At 73.4% G+C, this 16,613-nt stretch carries 7 protein-coding genes, 1 tRNA gene and 1 other RNA gene; 3 read left to right on the forward strand and 6 right to left on the reverse strand.

The window, feature by feature from the left end:
- The 3 genes from HWD93_RS08555 to ffs all read right to left on the reverse strand — a co-directional run.
- Window positions 1–1,248, reverse strand: a 1,248-nt coding sequence (locus HWD93_RS08555; RefSeq protein ID WP_261646582.1) for a DNA polymerase III subunit gamma and tau, incomplete at its 3' end; no start/stop codon positions are given.
- A 142-nt stretch (window positions 1,249–1,390) separates the two neighbouring features.
- The gene (locus HWD93_RS08560; protein ID WP_261646583.1) at window positions 1,391–8,947 is read right to left on the reverse strand and encodes a choice-of-anchor G family protein; all 7,557 of its coding nucleotides are present in this window, start codon (window positions 8,945–8,947) and stop codon (window positions 1,391–1,393) included.
- Window positions 8,948–9,110: 163 nt separating this feature from the next.
- Window positions 9,111–9,207: signal recognition particle sRNA small type (gene ffs, locus HWD93_RS08565), an RNA gene on the reverse strand.
- A 37-nt stretch (window positions 9,208–9,244) separates the two neighbouring features.
- Between ffs and HWD93_RS08570 the strand changes: the two genes are divergently transcribed.
- Complete coding sequence (locus HWD93_RS08570; protein WP_261646584.1) at window positions 9,245–9,919, forward strand: SDR family oxidoreductase; 675 nt, start codon at window positions 9,245–9,247, stop codon at window positions 9,917–9,919.
- A gap of 135 nt (window positions 9,920–10,054) precedes the next feature.
- On the opposite strand, the gene HWD93_RS08575 is transcribed toward HWD93_RS08570, so the two are convergent.
- Both HWD93_RS08575 and pta read right to left on the reverse strand, forming a co-directional pair.
- Window positions 10,055–11,251, reverse strand: a complete 1,197-nt coding sequence (locus tag HWD93_RS08575) for an acetate kinase (RefSeq protein WP_261646585.1) — start codon at window positions 11,249–11,251, stop codon at window positions 10,055–10,057.
- A gap of 52 nt (window positions 11,252–11,303) precedes the next feature.
- Window positions 11,304–13,412, reverse strand: coding sequence for a phosphate acetyltransferase (gene pta / locus HWD93_RS08580; RefSeq protein ID WP_261646586.1), 2,109 nt, complete (start codon window positions 13,410–13,412; stop codon window positions 11,304–11,306).
- Between the two features lie 120 nt (window positions 13,413–13,532).
- On the opposite strand from pta, the gene HWD93_RS08585 reads away from it, so the two are divergent.
- Together HWD93_RS08585 and HWD93_RS08590 are read left to right on the forward strand one after the other, a co-directional pair.
- Window positions 13,533–13,620 (forward strand) — tRNA-Ser (locus HWD93_RS08585).
- Window positions 13,621–13,940: 320 nt separating this feature from the next.
- Entirely contained in the window at window positions 13,941–14,582 is a 642-nt protein-coding gene (locus tag HWD93_RS08590) for a hypothetical protein (RefSeq protein WP_070418396.1), read from the forward strand.
- A gap of 4 nt (window positions 14,583–14,586) precedes the next feature.
- Here the strand turns inward: HWD93_RS08590 and HWD93_RS08595 are convergent, their stop codons facing one another.
- A complete protein-coding gene (locus tag HWD93_RS08595; protein ID WP_261646587.1) occupies window positions 14,587–16,557 on the reverse strand; it encodes a helicase HerA-like domain-containing protein in 1,971 nt (656 codons plus the stop codon).
- Between the last annotated feature and the right edge of the window lie 56 nt (window positions 16,558–16,613).

The raw sequence follows: 16,613 nt of genomic DNA on the forward strand, positions 1-16,613 counted from the left end.
GGCCGGCTGCGTGCTCGGCGCGGGCGCGGTGGTCGACCCCGCGGCCGGGAGCGACTCCGGCCCGGCCTGGTGCCCGCCGGCGTCCCCGACGCCGATGCGTCGCTCGAGTCGCTCGACCCGGGCGAGGGCACCGCGCTGGGTGTCGTCGGCCTCGGGCACGAGCATCCGCGCGGTCATGAGTTCGAGGTGCAGCCGCGGCGAGGTCGCCCCGGTCATGTCCGTCAGCGCCCGGTTCGCGATGTCCGCCGCACGCGAGAGCCCGGTCGCACCGAAGACACCGGCCTGCCGGGTCATCGTGTCGAGCTCTTCCGGCGAGACGCCCCGGAGCACGGCCGCGGCGCTCTCGTTGGTGGCGGCCACGACGATGAGGTCACGGAGGCGCTCGAGGAGGTCCTCGACGAAGCGACGAGGGTCCTGCCCGGTCTGCACGACCCGGTCGATGGCGGCGAACGCCGATGCCGGGTCGGCCACGGCGAGCGCGTCGACCACGTCGTCGAGCAGTGCGGCGTCGGTGTAGCCGAGGAGCGCGACGGCCCGCTCGTACGCGATCGCCCCGTCCTCGCTGCCGGCCATGAGCTGGTCGAGCAGCGACAGGGTGTCACGGACGGAACCACCGCCGGCGCGGACGACCAGGGGCAGCACGCCGGGCGCGACCGAGACCGATTCCTGCTGGCAGAGCTGCTCGACGTACTCGAGCATCGCGGCCGGCGGGACGAGGCGGAACGGGTAGTGGTGGGTGCGCGACCGGATGGTGCCGATGACCTTCTCGGGCTCGGTCGTCGCGAAGATGAACTTGACGTGCTCCGGCGGTTCCTCGACCAGCTTGAGCAGCGCGTTGAAGCCCTGCGGCGTCACCATGTGCGCCTCGTCGAGGATGAAGATCTTGTAGCGGTCGCGTGCCGGGGCGAACACGGCGCGGTCGCGCAGGTCACGGGCGTCGTCGACACCGTTGTGGCTGGCGGCGTCGATCTCGATCACGTCGAGCGATCCCCCACCGCCGCGTGCCAGTTCGACGCAGCTCGGGCAGACGCCGCACGGGGTGTCGGTGGGGCCCTCGGCGCAGTTCAGGCAGCGCGCGAGGATGCGCGCTGATGTCGTCTTGCCGCAGCCGCGCGGCCCGCTGAACAGGTAGGCGTGGTTGACCCGGTTCGTGCGCAGGGCCGTCCGGAGGGGATCGGTGACCTGCGACTGTCCGATCAGCTCGGCGAAGTTCTCGGGCCGGTAACGGCGATACAGGGCGGTGACCACGCCCCAAGGGTAGCCGGGACGACCGACACCCGATGGTCGGACCGGACCACCTGTGGGAAGTGGGCGGCGGGCGCGTGACGAACCGCGCCTCCCGTCCGTGCAGACGACGGGACGGGAGGCGCGGTTCGTGCGTGCGACGGACTCAGACGCGTCCGCGGCGGCGGAGGCCGCGGGCGAGCCGCGACAGGCCCAGCAGGAGGAAGCCGAGCACCACGAGGCCACCCGCTGCCCCGGCGAGCGGCGCCACGTCGGCGCCGGTGAACGCGAGCCCACCGGACCCGGAACCGGTCCCGCTCCCGCTCCCGCTCCCGGACCCGTTGCCGCCGGTCCCGGGCGCGCCCGGCGTCCCGGGCGTCCCGGGCGTCCCGGGCGTCCCGGGCGTCCCGGGTGTCCCAGGCGTTCCGGGGCCACCCGGCACCGCGGCGTCGACCACGACCGCGACCGACTGCACGGCCGACGTCGCACCCGCCACCGTCTGCGTCACGTGGATGGTGTGCTGCCCCACCGCGAGTCGCAGGACGACCGACCAGGTGCCGTCCTCGGCCGCCGTCGTCGTGACGGGCGTGCCGTCGTCGGCGACGACCGTGACGGTCGCTCCCGGCTCGGCGGTCCCGGTGACCCGCCAGTCGACGGTCCCGGCGGCCGAGGCCGTCTGGTGCGCGCCCGGCGTGGGCGAGGTGACCGCGAGCGGCTCCACCGCGTCGACCACGATCGGGACCGGCTGCGAGACCGTCGTCGTGCCGTTGACGGACTGCGACGCCTCGATGGTCCACTCCCCCTCGGGGACGCGGTCGAACGTGACGCTCCAGTCGCCGTCGGCGTCCGCCGTCGTGGTGCGGACCTGCCCGTTCGACAGGCGCACCGTGACGAGCGCTCCCGGTGTGGCGTGCCCGGTCACGGTGAAGCTGCCGGTGTCACCGGTGCCCGTCGCGGGGATGAGCTGGCCGGGGACCGGGCTCGTGATGGTCACGTCGGTCGGCTGGGCGACCACGACCCGCACGGTGCTCGTCACCGGGTCGGAGGTCACGCCGCCGACGGTCTCGGTGACCGACACGGTGTGGGTGCCCGGCGGGACCCGGGTGACGGTGACGGTCCACGAACCGTCTCCACCCGCGGTCGTCGTCGCGGTCCGGCCGTCGATGTCGACGGAGACCGTGGCGCCCGGCTCGGCGGTGCCGCTGACCGGGATCGACGTCGTGGCACCGGTGGTCGGGACGACCTGGCCGTCGGTCGGGCTGGTGACCCGGACCGGTGCGGCCGCGGCGACGGAGAACCCGACCTGCGGGGCGTTCGTCGTTGTCCCGCCGACCGTCTGCGCGGCGGCGATCGTGTGCGGGCCGGTGCCGACGTCCGGCACGGTGACGGCCCACTCGCCGTCGCCGTCCGCCGTCGTCGTGACCGGGGCCCCGCCGTCGACGCGGACCGAGACGGCCGCGTTCGGGGCGGAGACACCGGTGACCCGGACGTCCGTGGAGCCGCCGAGCACGCGGTAGGCGGTGCCGTTCTCCGGGGAGGTGACGACGATCGTGTCCACCGCGGCGACCTCCACCGTCAGGTCGCGCTCGATCGGCGACGACGTCGTGCCGTTCACGACCTGCGTGACGACGATCGTGTGGTCGCCGGCATCGAGACCGGTGAGCTCGGTCGACCAGCGGCCGTCCGGGCCGACCGGGACCTGGACGGGGTCGCCGTCGTCGGTCACGATCCGCACGGTGCCGCCGGGCTGCCCCTGGCCGCTGACCGGGACGCTCGCGGTCGTGGTGCCGGCCGGCACGGTCACGGTGTCGCCGTCCGCCGGCGTGTCGACCGTCAGCGCTGCACCCGCGGCGACCGTGAAGGTCGTCGAGACCGGCGCCGAGGTCGATCCCTCGACCGTCTGGGTGGCACGGACGGTGTGCTCGCCGGTGCCGAGGCCCTCGAAGTCGACGGACCAGGTGCCGGCGGCGGTCGCCGTCACGGTCCGGGGGTCGCCCCCGTCGACCGCCACCCGGACGGACGCCAGCGGCTCGGCGGCGCCGTTCGCGGTCACGGTCGCGATCGAGTCCTGCTGCGCGACGCGCACGGTCGACCCGTTCGCCGGGGTGGCGATCGTGATCGGGTCCGCGACGAGCACCCGGATGCCGACGGTGACCGGGGCGGAGACGGTGTCACCGATCCGCTGCGTGACGCTGACCGTCGGGGTGCCCGCGGGCACGTCGGGCACCGAGACGCTCCAGTTGCCGTCGGTGTCCGCGGTGGTGAACTCGCTGCGTCCGCCGCCGAGGTCGACCACGACGGTCGCACCGGGCTCCGCCGTCCCGCTGACGTCGACCGTGGTGGTCGCGCCCTCGCCGGCGACGGTGTACTCCTGGCCTGCCGTCGGCTCGGCGATCTCGACCGGGGCGCCCGCCTCGATGACGAAGGTCTGCTCGACCGGGGTGGTGGAGGTGGACCCGTCGACCGTCTGCGTGACGCTGACGTCGTGCGTGTCGACGCCGAGGTCCGGCACGTCGACGCTCCACGCGCCGTCGTCACCGGCGGTGACCTCGACGGGGTCGCGGTCGTCGACGGTGACCGTGACGGTGGCGCCCGGCTGGGCGTCACCGGCGATCGTCACCGTGGTGGTGGCGTCGCCGTCCGCAACGGTGATCGGGTCCTCGCCGGGCTGGCGGACGGTCAGGTCGGCCGCGGCGACGACGGACACCGGTCGTGCGACCGCCGCGCTCGTCGTCCCGTTCACGGCCTGGGTGACCTCCGCCGTCCACGAACCGGTGGGCACGTCCTCGACCGTCGTGGCCCAGTCCCCGTCGGCGTCGACCCGTGCCGTCGCGGTCCCGCCGTCACCGAGGTCGACCGTGACGGTCGCCCCGGGCTGGCCGGTGCCGGCGAACCGCACGTCGGTCGTGGCGTCGTCGTCGGCCAGCGTCACGGAGGTGGCCCCGGCCGGGGTCGTCACCGTGAGCGGCGCACCGGCGCGGACCGACACCGCCGCGGTGACGGGTGCCGACGTCTGCCCGCCGACGACCTGCGTCGCGCGGACCGTGTAGTCGCCGACCGGGACGTCCGCGAACGTGGTCTCCCAGGTGCCGTCGGCAGCGGCGGTCACCTCGTCGGAGTCGCCGTTCGACAGCGTCACCGTGACGGTGGCCCCGCCCTGTGCCCGGCCCGCGGCCCGCACGTCGGCCGTGCCGGCCGCGTCGGCGACCGTCAGGACGGCGCCGTTCGTCGGAGCGGTCACGGAGAGCGCGGTCCCGGCACGGACGGTGACGGTCTGTGCGGGACTGGAGGCGCTGGTCCCGCCGACCGTCTGGGTCGCGGTGAGCGTCGGGTCACCGACACCGACCCCGCCGAACGTGACCGTCCAGTCGCCGTCGCCGTCCGCGGTGGTGGTCGCCTCGTCGTCGCCGAGTCGCACCGTGACCGGAGCGTTCGGCTCGGCCGTCCCGGTGACCGTGACGTCACGCGTCGCGTCGGCGTCCGGGACGAGCAGCACGGCGTCGGCGGCCGGGGTCGTCACCGTGACCGCGTCCGCGGCCTCGATCGTGACGGTGCGCGTCGCCGGGTCGGAGACGGCCGGGGACGAGACCGTCCCGGGCAGCGTCTGCGTCACCGACACCGGGTGCTCGCCGACGGCGAGGTCCGGGAAGGTCACCGACCAGGTGCCGTCCGGGGCGACCGTCGTCCGCTGGTCGTCCTCGCCGGTCGTGCTCGCGGTCACCGCGGCGCCGGGCTGGCCGGTGCCGGAGACCGTCACGTCACGTCGGACGTCGTCGCCCGCGACCGTGATCGGCGCCGTGCCGGGGGCGGTGATCGCGAGCTGCGCGGCCGTGACGACCTGGAACGTGGTCGGGATCGCGGTGGTGACCACGCCCTCGACGCTCTGGCTCGCGTTCACCGTGTACGTGCCGGTGGGTGCGAGACCGGTGGCGTCGACGCTCCACACGCCGTCGCCGTCGGCCGTGGTGGTGAACTGCGTGTCCGGGCCGAGCGAGACGGTGATGTCCGCGTCCGGCTCCGAGGTGCCGGAGATCGGGACGGTCGCGGTCGCGTCGCCGTCGACGACGACGAAGCGCGAACCGACGGCCGGCGAGTCGATCGCGACGGCGGTCCCCGGCACGACGGTGAAGTCGCGCGTCACCGTGGGTCCGGTCGTGCCGTTCACGGTCTGCACGGCGGTGACGGTGTGGTCGCCGATGCCGAGCTGCGTCGGGTCGGTCGCCCAGTTGCCGGAGCCGTCGGCGACGACGTCGACCGGGTCGCCGTCGTCGACCGTGACCCGCACGCTCGCACCCGGCTCGGCGGTGCCGCGCACGACGACGCCGATCTGGCCGCCCGCTGCTGCGGGGACCTCCTGCGCGTCCGTCGGCGACTCGATCACCAGGTCGTCGCCGACCGCGATCGCGAAGTCCCGGTCGACGGCTGCGGACGTCTGCCCGCCGACCGTCTGCGTGACGCTCGCGGTGTGGTCGCCCGTGCCGACGTCCGGCAGCGTCACCGACCACGCACCGTCGTCGCCGGCGGTCGTGGTGACCGGGTCGCCCGTCCCGTCGAGGACGACGCTGATGCCGGCGCCCGGCTGCGCGGTGCCCGAGACGACGACGTCGATCGTCGAGTCGTCGGCCGCGACGTCGGTCGTGCTGTCCTGGGTCGGCGATGTCACGGCGAGCGCCGCGCCGGCGACGACCGTCACGACCTGGCGGACGGCCGGCGAGGTGGTCCCGCCCACGGTCTGCGTCGCCTGGATCGTGTACCGGCCGACCGGGACGTCCTGGACCGTGGCGGTCCAGTCCCCGTCGCCGTTCGCGGTCGCGGTGGCGGTCAGCCCGCCGCCGAGCGAGATCGCGACGTCGGCGCCGGGCTCGGCGGTGCCGGTCACGTCGAGGTCGGTCGTCGTGTCCGCGTCGAGCACGGTGACGGTGGCACCGGGGGCCGGAGCGGTGATCGCGATCGGGTCACCGGCGGCGACGGTGAAGTCGCTCGTCACGGGGCCGGAGGTCGTCCCGCCCACGGTCTGCCGAGCGGTCGCGGTGCGGTCGCCGACCGGGACGCCCTGGAAGGTCGCCTCCCAGTCGCCGTCGCCGGTCGCGGTCACCGTCGCGGTGAAGGACCCGCCGATGCCGACCGTGACCTGCGCGTTCGGTGCGGCGGTGCCGGACACCGTGACGGGCGTGGTCGAGGTCGGGTCCGCGACGGTGATCGTGCTGCCGTCCTCGGGCGCGTCGATCGTCAGCGCCGGGGCGGCCGTGACCGTGAAGGCACGTGTCACGGGGGCACTCGTCGAGGACCCGACGGTCTGCGTCACCTGGGCGGAGTACGACCCCGCAGGGACACCCGTCACCGTCGTCGACCAGGTACCGCCGGCGTTCGCCGTGGTCGTGGCCGTGCGGCCGCCACCGAGGTCGACGTCGACCCGGGCGCCGGGCTGCGCCGAACCGGAGAACGGCACGTCCCGGGTGGTGCCGGCGAGCGGGAAGTCCTGGCCGGCCGTCGGGCTGTCGACCGTGAGGCCGGCTGCGGCGACGACCCGGAAGGCCCGGGTCACGGGCGCCGAGGTGGTGTCCCCGACGGTCTGCGTCACGCTCGCGGTCGGTTCGCCGATCGGGACGTCCGGCACCGTGATGCTCCACGCGCCGCTCGCGTTCGCCGTGCCGGTCGCGGTGAGGCCGCCACCGAGGTCGACGTCGATGCGGGCGTTCGCGGTCGCGGTGCCGGTCAGGGTCACCGGCGCGGTGGTGCCGGTGGTCGTGAAGGTCTGCCCCGCGGTCGGCGTCGAGATGGTCAGGGCCTGCTGCGCGACGACCGAGAACTGCTGCGTGGCCGAGCCCGCCGCTGCTCCCCCGACGGTCTGGGTCGCGGTCGCGGTGTACGAGCCGGTCGGCACGTTCGCCACCGAGGTGGTCCACGTCCCGTTGGCCGCCACGGTCGCGGTGCCCGTCCGGCCGCCGCCGAGGGTCACGGCGATCGTGGCTCCGGGTTCGCCGGCGCCGCTGACGGTGACGCTGCGGGTGGCGGACGCCGTCGGCACGCTGAACACCTGGTTCGCGGTCGGTGCCGTGATCGTCGGCGCGACGAAGGCCGAGGCCCGCACGGTCGACGTGGCGAGGTCGACGGTGGCGACGTTCGCCCCCGGCAGGATCGACAGCCGCAGGGCGTGCACGCTCCGCGAGCCGGGGTCGTACCCGCGGCCGTCGCGGAACCCGGTCGTGGTGTCCTGCGCGTTGACGGTGAGGTCGACGACTTGGCGGAGGAGCAGGACGACCGGCGACAGCAGCGTCGCCACGGCCGTGGTCGTGGTCGTCAGGGTGGTGCCGAGCTGCGTGAGGGCGGTCCCGCCGATGATGGGCCGGAGCGCGGTCTGCAGGGTCGGGACGACGATGCCGGAGACGACCGGCGCGAGCACGGTGCCGAGGGGCAGCGGCAGGCCGACCAGGCTCCCCGATGCGGTGACGGTCGGGTTCGCCGTCGCGGTGCCGGCCAGCGCGCCGAGGGTCGTGTCGACCTGCAGACCGATCGCGGCCGCCGACTGCCCGAGGACGGTGGCGTTGGTGGCGATGTTCACGCGCACCGCGGTGGAGTTGATCGTGTTGACCACCGCCGTCTGCAGCGTGGTGGGCAGCTGCGTGCCGAGGATCGTGGCGATGCTCTGGTTGATCGAGTCCACGGCGACCGTCGTCAGCACCGGGGTGTTCGCGGGCTGGCCGTTGAGGGCCGTGAGCTTGTCGAGGTCCACCGTGATCGTGCCCGTGGCCGGGACGATCGTCACGGCGCCGTCCGTCAGCGGCTGCTGGAGGACCTGGGTGAGGGTGCCGTCGAGGTTGAGGTTCACGTTCGCGGTGATGGTGGTACCGCTCACGTTCACCGTGCCGAGCAGCGCCTGGCGGAGGAGCGTCTGGATCTGGCCGGACACCGCTGCGGTGGTGCCCTGCAGCGCTCCCCCGGTGCCGAAGACGCCGTTCACCGAACCCGACACCGTGCGGAGCTCGTCGCGGAGCGAGGTCGTCAGCCCCTGGACGGCGGGGCTCGTCAGCGTGAGGTCGGCTCCGGCGATCCGGTAGTCGCTCGTGGTGCTGACCGTCGCGCCGCGCGTCGCGGACAGGGTCGAGGCGAGCGCCCCGACACGCAGCTGCGCGTTCGAGAGCACCGTCGTGTCGGCACCGACCCGGCTGAAGAGCGGGTTGAGGTCGAGCGTCGACGCCCCGGTGCCGATCCCGGTCCCGACGCCGATGCCGCCGTCGTTCGTCAGGAGGCCGGAGGACGCCGTCGCACCGTTCGCCGAGGTCGTCGCGTACTGGCCGGCCACCCCGAGGGTGAGGATGCCGTTCGCCCCGAGCAGGTCGATGTCGTTGCCGAGGTCCACCCCCACGGTGTTCAGGGCCTCGACGTTGAGCGGCTGGTTCGTCGTCCCGCCGCCGGTCGTCGCACCGCGTGCGGAGTAGGCGCCGCCGAGCTGGGCGATGCCGTCGACGTCCACGATGCCCGAGCCGCTGAGCAGGAGCCCCTCGGCCTCGGAGACGTCGGTCTGTGCAGCCGCAGCGGGTTGGATCGCCACGGTGGCGGCGAGGAGCGCCGTCACCGTGGCGATGACGCCGCCGCGCAGGAGGAGACGCCGATCGTCCGATGCTCGTCGTCGAGCTCGGCCGCCAGCACCGAAGATCCGTCGTGTCCAGTCGCCCGCCGTCGTGGGTACACGGGTACCCCGCAGCGACACGTGCCTGCGCATGCGTGTCTCTTTTCCTGGCGAGCGCGCTCGCCACCTGATCCGGAACTCCCCCGCTGGTGAGGCGGTGGAGGGTCAGGAGCCCTGGTTGGGGGTTCCTGAGGGCGATCTTTGCACACGATCAGGTTGCTGTCCGCAACCCGTTACGAAAGAGACACCGGGCGCACGAAAAGACTCCCCACGCACCCGCCAGAGCCCGGTTACCCTTGCTGCGTTTCCGCCCTGGGGGAGTTGGCCTGGATGGCGTCACGTGAGGAGCCGCCGAGAAGTCTACCGGACGCGACGGGCAAGATCGGACACATGAAGATCGCCATCGCCGGAGGCCACGGCCAGATCGCCCTCCTCCTCGCCCGCCAGATCACCGACGCCGGCCACGACGCCGTCGCCATCGTCCGCAACCCCGCGCACGTCACCGACGTGGAGCAGCAGGGCGGACGGGCGATCGTCGCGGACCTCGAGCAGCTCGACGACGACGAACTCGGGCTCCGGCTGCGCGGGGTCGACGCGGTGGTGTTCGCCGCCGGGGCCGGTCCGGGGAGCGGCGCCGAGCGGAAGCTCTCGGTCGACCGGGACGGGGCGATCCTCCTGGCGGACGCGGCCGAGCGCGCCGGCATCCGCCGCTACGTGATGATCTCGGCGATGGCGGCGGACTCGTACGACCCGAAGCGTGCGGTCGTGCCCGCCCGGTCGGAGGCCGATGTCTTCCAGGTGTACCTCCGCGCGAAGGCCGAGGCGGACGCGAACCTGCGGGCGCGGAGCCTCCGCTGGACGATCGTCCGACCCGGGGGTCTGCTCGACACGCCGCCCCAGGGCACGGTCGACGTCGGTGCCACGGTCCCCCGCGGCACGATCCCACGCTCGGACGTCGCGGCGGTGGTGCTCCATGCGCTCCTCGACGACACCGCGGTCGGCGTGCAGTTCGAGGTCACGAGCGGCGACACCCCGATCCCCGCGGCGGTCGCGTCGCTCGGCTGACGCCCGCCGACGGCAGCGGCGTCGAACCACGGATCCGACATCGAACCGGGCGACGACGGTGGTTCGACGTCGGATTCGTGGTTCGATCGCGGCGCCGCGCCCGCCGCGCCCGCCGCAAGCGCGCCGCGCCGCGCGTCAGAGCGCGACCGCAGCCGACTGCCGGGCGATCTCCAGTTCCTCGTTCGTGGGGATCACGAGCACCGCGACGTGCGACGTGTCCGTGGAGATGAGCCGCGCCTCCCGAGACGCCAACTCGTTGCGGTCCGCATCGATCTCGATGCCCAGGTGCTCGAGCCCGGCGAGCACGCGCCGGCGCAGCAGCGCGTTGTTCTCGCCGACGCCCGCGGTGAACACCACCGCGTCCAGCCCGCCGAGCTGCGCCGTGTAGGCGCCGACGTACCGACGGATCCGGTGCCGGTACACGGCGAGCGCCGCCTCGGCCACCTCGTCGCCGTGCAGCGCCGCGTCCTGCACGTCGCGCATGTCGCCGTTGCCGGTCAGGCCGAGCAGCCCGGACTCCTTGTTGAGCATGGTGTCGAGCTCGTCGAAGGAGAGCCCGGCCTCGCGGTGGAGGTGGATGAGGACCGCGGGGTCGAGGTCTCCGGAGCGGGTGCCCATCACGAGACCCTCGAGCGGGGTGAGCCCCATCGAGGTCTCGATCGAGCGTCCACCGTCGATCGCCGCGGCGGACGCCCCGTTGCCGAGGTGCAGCACGATCGTCTTGAGCTCAACGAGCGGACGGCCGAGGAACTCTGCCGCCTGCTCGGACACGTACTTGTGGCTCGTCCCGTGCATGCCGTAGCGGCGGATCGCGTACTTCGCGGCGAGGTCGGCCGGGATCGCGTACGTGTAGGCGTGCGGCGGCATCGTCTGGTGGAACGCGGTGTCGAACACGGCGACCTGCGGCACGTCCGAGAAGACCTGCTTCGCCGCGCGGATGCCCTCGAGGTTCGCCGGGTTGTGCAGCGGCGCGAGGCTGTTCAGCGCCTCGATCTGCTGCTCGACCTCGTCCGTCACCACGGTGGCCCGGTCGAAGGTGGTGCCGCCGTGCACGACGCGGTGGCCGACCACGGCGGGCGGGTGCTCGTCGAAGGACGGCCCGACCTTCGCGAAGGCGTCGATCATGGCCTGGAAACCGGCCGCGTGGTCGGCCACCGGGGTCGAGTCGTTCGACGAGGACTCCCCCGTGAGCGCGTTGGTGTGCTTCCACGCCCCCGTCGACTCGCCGATGCGTTCGACGAGCCCGGAGGCGAGCGTCCGCTCCCCCTCGAGCTCGATGAGCTGGTACTTGAACGAACTCGATCCGGAGTTCACGACGAGGGCTGCGGTCACGGGATGGGTCACTTTCTCGGTCGGACGGGAGGCGCGGTGCGGGTCGCGCGGGTCAGCCCGCGTCGGTCGCGGTGCCGGCCTGGATCGCGGTGATCGCGACGGTGTTGACGATGTCGCCGACGAGCGCACCGCGGGAGAGGTCGTTGATCGGCTTGCGCAGGCCTTGCAGGACCGGGCCGATCGCCACGGCACCGGCCGAGCGCTGCACGGCCTTGTACGTGTTGTTGCCCGTGTTGAGGTCGGGGAAGATGAACACCGTGGCGCGACCCGCGACGGCCGAGTCCGGCATCTTCGTCGACGCGACCGTCGGGTCGGCGGCGGCGTCGTACTGGATCGGCCCCTCGACGAGCAGGTCCGGGCGGCGCTCGCGCACGAAGGCGGTGCCGGCGCGGACCTTGTCGACGTCCGCTCCCGAGCCGCTGTCGCCCGTCGAGTAGCTGAGCATCGCCACGCGCGGGTCGATGCCGAACTGCGTCGCGGTCTCGGCGGACGAGATCGCGATGTCCGCGAGCTGCTCGCTCGTCGGGTCGGGGATGACCGCGCAGTCGCCGTAGACGAGGACCCGGTCGGCGAGGGCCATCAGGAAGACGCTCGACACGATCGAGGTGTCCGGCCGGGTCTTGATGATCTCGAACGACGGCCGGATCGTGTGCGCCGTGGTGTGCTTCGCGCCGGAGACCATGCCGTCGGCGAGCCCGAGCTGCACCATCATCGTGCCGAAGTAGGACACGTCGGTCACGGTGTCGCGGGCGAGCTCGATCGACATGCCCTTGTGCGCCCGGAGGCGGGTGTACTCCTCGGCGAAGCGCTCGCGGAGCTCGGGGTCGAACGGGGAGACGAGCTGCGCGGCGTCCAGGTCGAGGCCGAGCTCGGTCGCCCGGGTCCGGATCGCGGCGGGGTCGCCGAGGATCGTGAGCTCGCACACCTGACGCTGCAGGAGCGTGGACGCGGCGCGGAGGATGCGGTCGTCCTCGCCCTCGGGCAGGACGATGCGCTTGCCGTACCCGCGGGCCCGGTCGAGCAGTCCGTGCTCGAACATGAGCGGCGTCACGACCCCGGAGGGCGTGAGCTGCAGGCGGTCGCGGAGGGCGTCGGCGTCGACGTGCTGCTCGAACAGCGCGAGCGCGAGGTCGGCCTTGCGGGGCGAGTCCGCCGCGAGCCGTCCGCGGGTCTGGGTGATGCGGAGCGCGGTGTCGTAGGTGCCGAGGTCGTTCTGCGCGATCGGCAGCGAGCTCGACAGCCCCTCGAGCAGGCGGGAGATCTGCGGTGCCGTCTCGAACCCGCCGTTGAGGATCACCCCGGCGAGGCTCGGGAACGTCTCGGACTGGTTCGCGAGGAGCGTCGCGATGAGGACGTCGCTGCGGTCCCCCGGGACGACGACGATCCCGCCCTCGATCAGGCGCGGCAGGACGTTCTCCATGCTCATGCCGGCGACGACGGTGCCGAGGGCCTCGCGGTCGAGCAGCGCTTCGTCGCCGCGCACCAGGGTCGCCCCGGTGGCCTCGAGCAGGGCGCGGACGGTCGGGGCGACGAGGACGCGGTCCTCGGGGATGGCCCACACGGGCAGGTCGGGGTGGTCGTCGCTGACGGCCTGCCGGACGCTCGACACGACCGACGGCAGGGCGTCGGGGTCGGCACGGTTCACGACGATGCCGAACAGCTGGGCGTGCGCGGCACGGAGCTCGCTCGTCGTGACGTCGGCGACCTGGGCCATGTCCTCAGGGGTGCGGGCACCGCGTTCGGCGGCGTCGCGGCCACCGAGCACGAGCAGCACCGGAGCGCCCAGGTTGACCGCGACCTTGGCGTTGAACGACAGCTCCGTCGGGCTGCCGACGTCGGTGTAGTCCGACCCGAGCACCACGACCGCGTCGCACTGTCGCTCGACCTGGGCGAAGCGGGTGACGATCGTCGCGAGCGCCGCGTCCGGGTCGGCGTGCACGTCGTCGTAGGTGACGCCGACCGCGTCGTCGTAGGAGATGCCGACCGCGGTGTGCTGCAGCAGGAGCTCGAGCACGTAGTCCGGCTCGTCGACGGAGCGGGCGACCGGGCGGAACACCCCGACCCGTCCGACCGAGCGTGCGAGGGTCTCGAGGACACCGAGGGCGACGGTGCTCTTGCCCGTGTGTCCTTCTGCTGACGTGATGTAGATGCGGGTCGACACGCGTCCAGGGTAGTCGGCGCACACGGCACGACATCTGGGAGCCCCGGCACTTCCGACACGCGGTCGTGAGCACTCCGGAGAACCTGTACCATTGGGTGTCGTCGTCGGAAGACGGCGCCAGGAGAATTCGCCTAGTGGCCTATGGCGCACGCTTGGAAAGCGTGTTGGGTGCAAGCCCTCGGGGGTTCGAATCCCCCATTCTCCGCCAGAGCACGGAACGCCCCGGGAACCGATCGGTTCCCGGGGCGTTCGTCGTCCGGAGCACTCCGGTGCACTCCGGTGCACTCCGGCGCACTCCGGACAGGACGGTCCCCCACCCGGCGGACCCCGCCGAACCCCGTTCGCCATGGACTGGCCGGGAAACGATGCCGAGGGGTGGAACGGGCTGTCCCCGATACCCGTCGGTCGCCTAGACTGACCCAAAGGACGGCCCCGGGACGGGTCGGACACGGTGCACGGAGCGGCAGGGGCGCGCTCCCCGGGCGAGCGTCGAACGCTGCCCGGGCACCCGAGGGACGAGGAGTCCACGTGGGGGACCTGACGGCGCCGGCAGCAGCTCGGCCGAGCGCGACCGTGTACGACGTGGTCCTCCGGCCGCGTCGCTCGCTCGTGCGCTCGACGATCCTGAGCGTTGTGTTCTCGGCCGTCCCCCTCGCCGTCGCCCTCGTCTGGGTCTCCCTCCCGATGCGCCTCTGGCCGGTCGTCACGGGTGCGGTCATCCTGCTCGCGGCCGCCGTCGCCGTCGTCTTCGTGCGCCTCGGCACCGCGTTCATCGGCATCGACCCGGTGGCGATCACGGTGCGCGGCGTCCTCACGCAGAACCGTCGGGTGGACCGCGACCGCGTCCACAGCCTGGTCCTCGCCACCACGTACGGCAGCGCGGTCGAGCGAACGACGCGCGAACTCATCGCGCTCGACGCCGCCGGCGCCCACCTGTTCCGCCTCCGCGCCGACACCTGGAGCGACGCCGGCATCGACAGCATCGTGGACGCCCTCGGCGTGCAGGTCACCGACGAGACCCGGCCGATGTCGATCCGCGAGTTCGTGCGGCGCTACCCGGCGAGCCGGTCCTGGTACGAGCAGCGCGGGGCGTACGTCGCCGTCGGTGCGGTGGCGGTCCTCGCGGTCGCCGGGCTGCTCGTGGTCGAGACCACCGGCCTCCTCGGCTGACCCCTCAGCGTCGGCGGCGCAGGGTCGAGAAGATCCCCTGCACGACCTCCTTGGCGATCGTCCTGCCCAGCCCGGACCCCAGCAGGTCCGACAGCGGGTCGTCCGCCTTCCGTGACGTCGTCGTCCGGGATGACGTGCGCCCCGACCGCCGCGCTTCGGCCGCCCGCTCGGCTCGCTCGAACTCCCGCTGCGCCCGCTCGTACTCCTTCTGTGCCGCCGCTCGTTCGCGCGCCTCGGTCTTCTCCTTCGCCGCGGCCTCCTTCGCTGCGGCGGCAGCGGCGCGGGCCGCCTCCTTCTCCGCCTCGGCGGCAGCGGTCGCCGCGGCCTTCTCGGCGTCCGCGGCAGCCGCGTCCGCAGCGGCGGCCTCCATCCGGCGGGCGAGCATCTCGTACGCCGAGTCGGGATCGAGCCGCGTGCCGTAGGTGGGCAGGAGCGGCGATGCCTGCACCCGCGCCGTCATCTCGGCCGCGGGCATCGGGTCCATCGAGCCCTCGGGGGCGCGGAGGCGCGTCCAGGCCACCGGCGTCGGCGCGCCCTTCTCGTTCATCACGGTGACGATCGCCTCACCGGTGGCGAGCGAGGTCAGCACCTCCCCGAGGTCGTAGTCGCTCGTCGGGTAGGTCGACACCGTCGCGCGCAGCGCCTTCGCGTCGTCGGGGGTGTGCGCCCGCAGCTGGTGCTGGATCCGCGAGCCGAGCTGGGCGAGCACGTCGTTCGGGACGTCCTTCGGGGTCTGCGTGACGAAGAAGATCCCGACGCCCTTCGAACGGATGAGCCGGACCGTGCGGACGATCTGCTCGAGGAAGTCCGCCGACGCCCCGCTGAAGAGCAGGTGCGCCTCGTCGAAGAAGAACACGAGCTTCGGCTTGTCCTGGTCGCCCACCTCGGGGAGCTCGTTGAAGAGGTCGGCGAGGAGCCACATCAGGAACGTCGAGAAGACCTCGGGCTGGTCCTGCACGCCGGGCACCTCGAGCAGGCTGACGATCCCCCGGCCGTCGGCGGCGGTGCGGAGGAACACGGTCGTGTCGATCTCCGTCTCGCCGAAGAACTGGTCGGCGCCCTTGTCGGCGAAGGTGATCAGCTCGCGGAGGATCACCCCGGCGGTCTGCTTCGACAGCCCGCCGAGCTCGGCGAGCTCCGCCTTGCCCTGGTCGCTCACGAGGAAGGTCAGCACGCTCCGCAGGTCGGACAGGTCGACGAGCGGCAGCCCCGCCCGCTCCGCGTAGTGGAACACGAGCCCGAGCGAGGACTCCTGCGTGTCGTTCAGCCCGAGCACCTTCGACAGCAGGAGCGGTCCGAACCCGGACACGGTCGCACGGATCGGCACGCCGGTCCCCTGCCCGCCGAGGGAGTAGAGCTCCGCCTCGCTCGCCACCGCGCGCCACTCCTGGCCGATCCCGGCGGTGCGCGCGAGGAGCTTGTCGTTCGGTGTGCCCGCGACCGCCAGCCCGGACAGGTCGCCCTTGATGTCGGCGGCGAAGACGGGCACCCCGTTCGCGGCGATCTGCTCGGCGAGGACCTGCAGCGTGCGCGTCTTGCCCGTGCCGGTCGCGCCCGCGACGAGACCGTGTCGGTTGAGCATGCCGAGCGGGATCCGGACCTGCACGTCGGGCACCGCGGCGCCGTTCACGAGGGCACCGAGCTGCAGCGCGCTGCCCTCGACCTCGTAGCCGGCGCGGATCGCCGCGACGGCGTCCGCGCCGAGCGGCCCCTCGGTGATGGTCGGCTCGGGAGGCACGGTGCCGGTCGTCGACGTCGGCTCGCCCGCCGGGGCGGTCGCGTCCACCGCCGGGGCCGGGGAGTCGACGACCGCCGGCTCCGCGTCGGGCTCGAGCCGCGCCTCCTGGCCCTGCGCCACCGCGGCGGCGAGTTCCTCCGCCCGCTGCACCGCCTCGTCCGCGAGGCGCCGGGCCTCGTCGGCCGCCTGCTTCGCTGCCTCGGCCGCTGCCCGTGCCTGCGCCACCACGTCGCTCATGTCCACAGCATACGAACGGCCGGACGCTCCTGTCCGGCGCGTGCCGTGGCACCGTG

The sequence above is a fragment of the Curtobacterium sp. C2H10 genome (genome assembly GCF_025407985.1).
In the GTDB taxonomy this organism is placed as follows: domain Bacteria; phylum Actinomycetota; class Actinomycetes; order Actinomycetales; family Microbacteriaceae; genus Curtobacterium.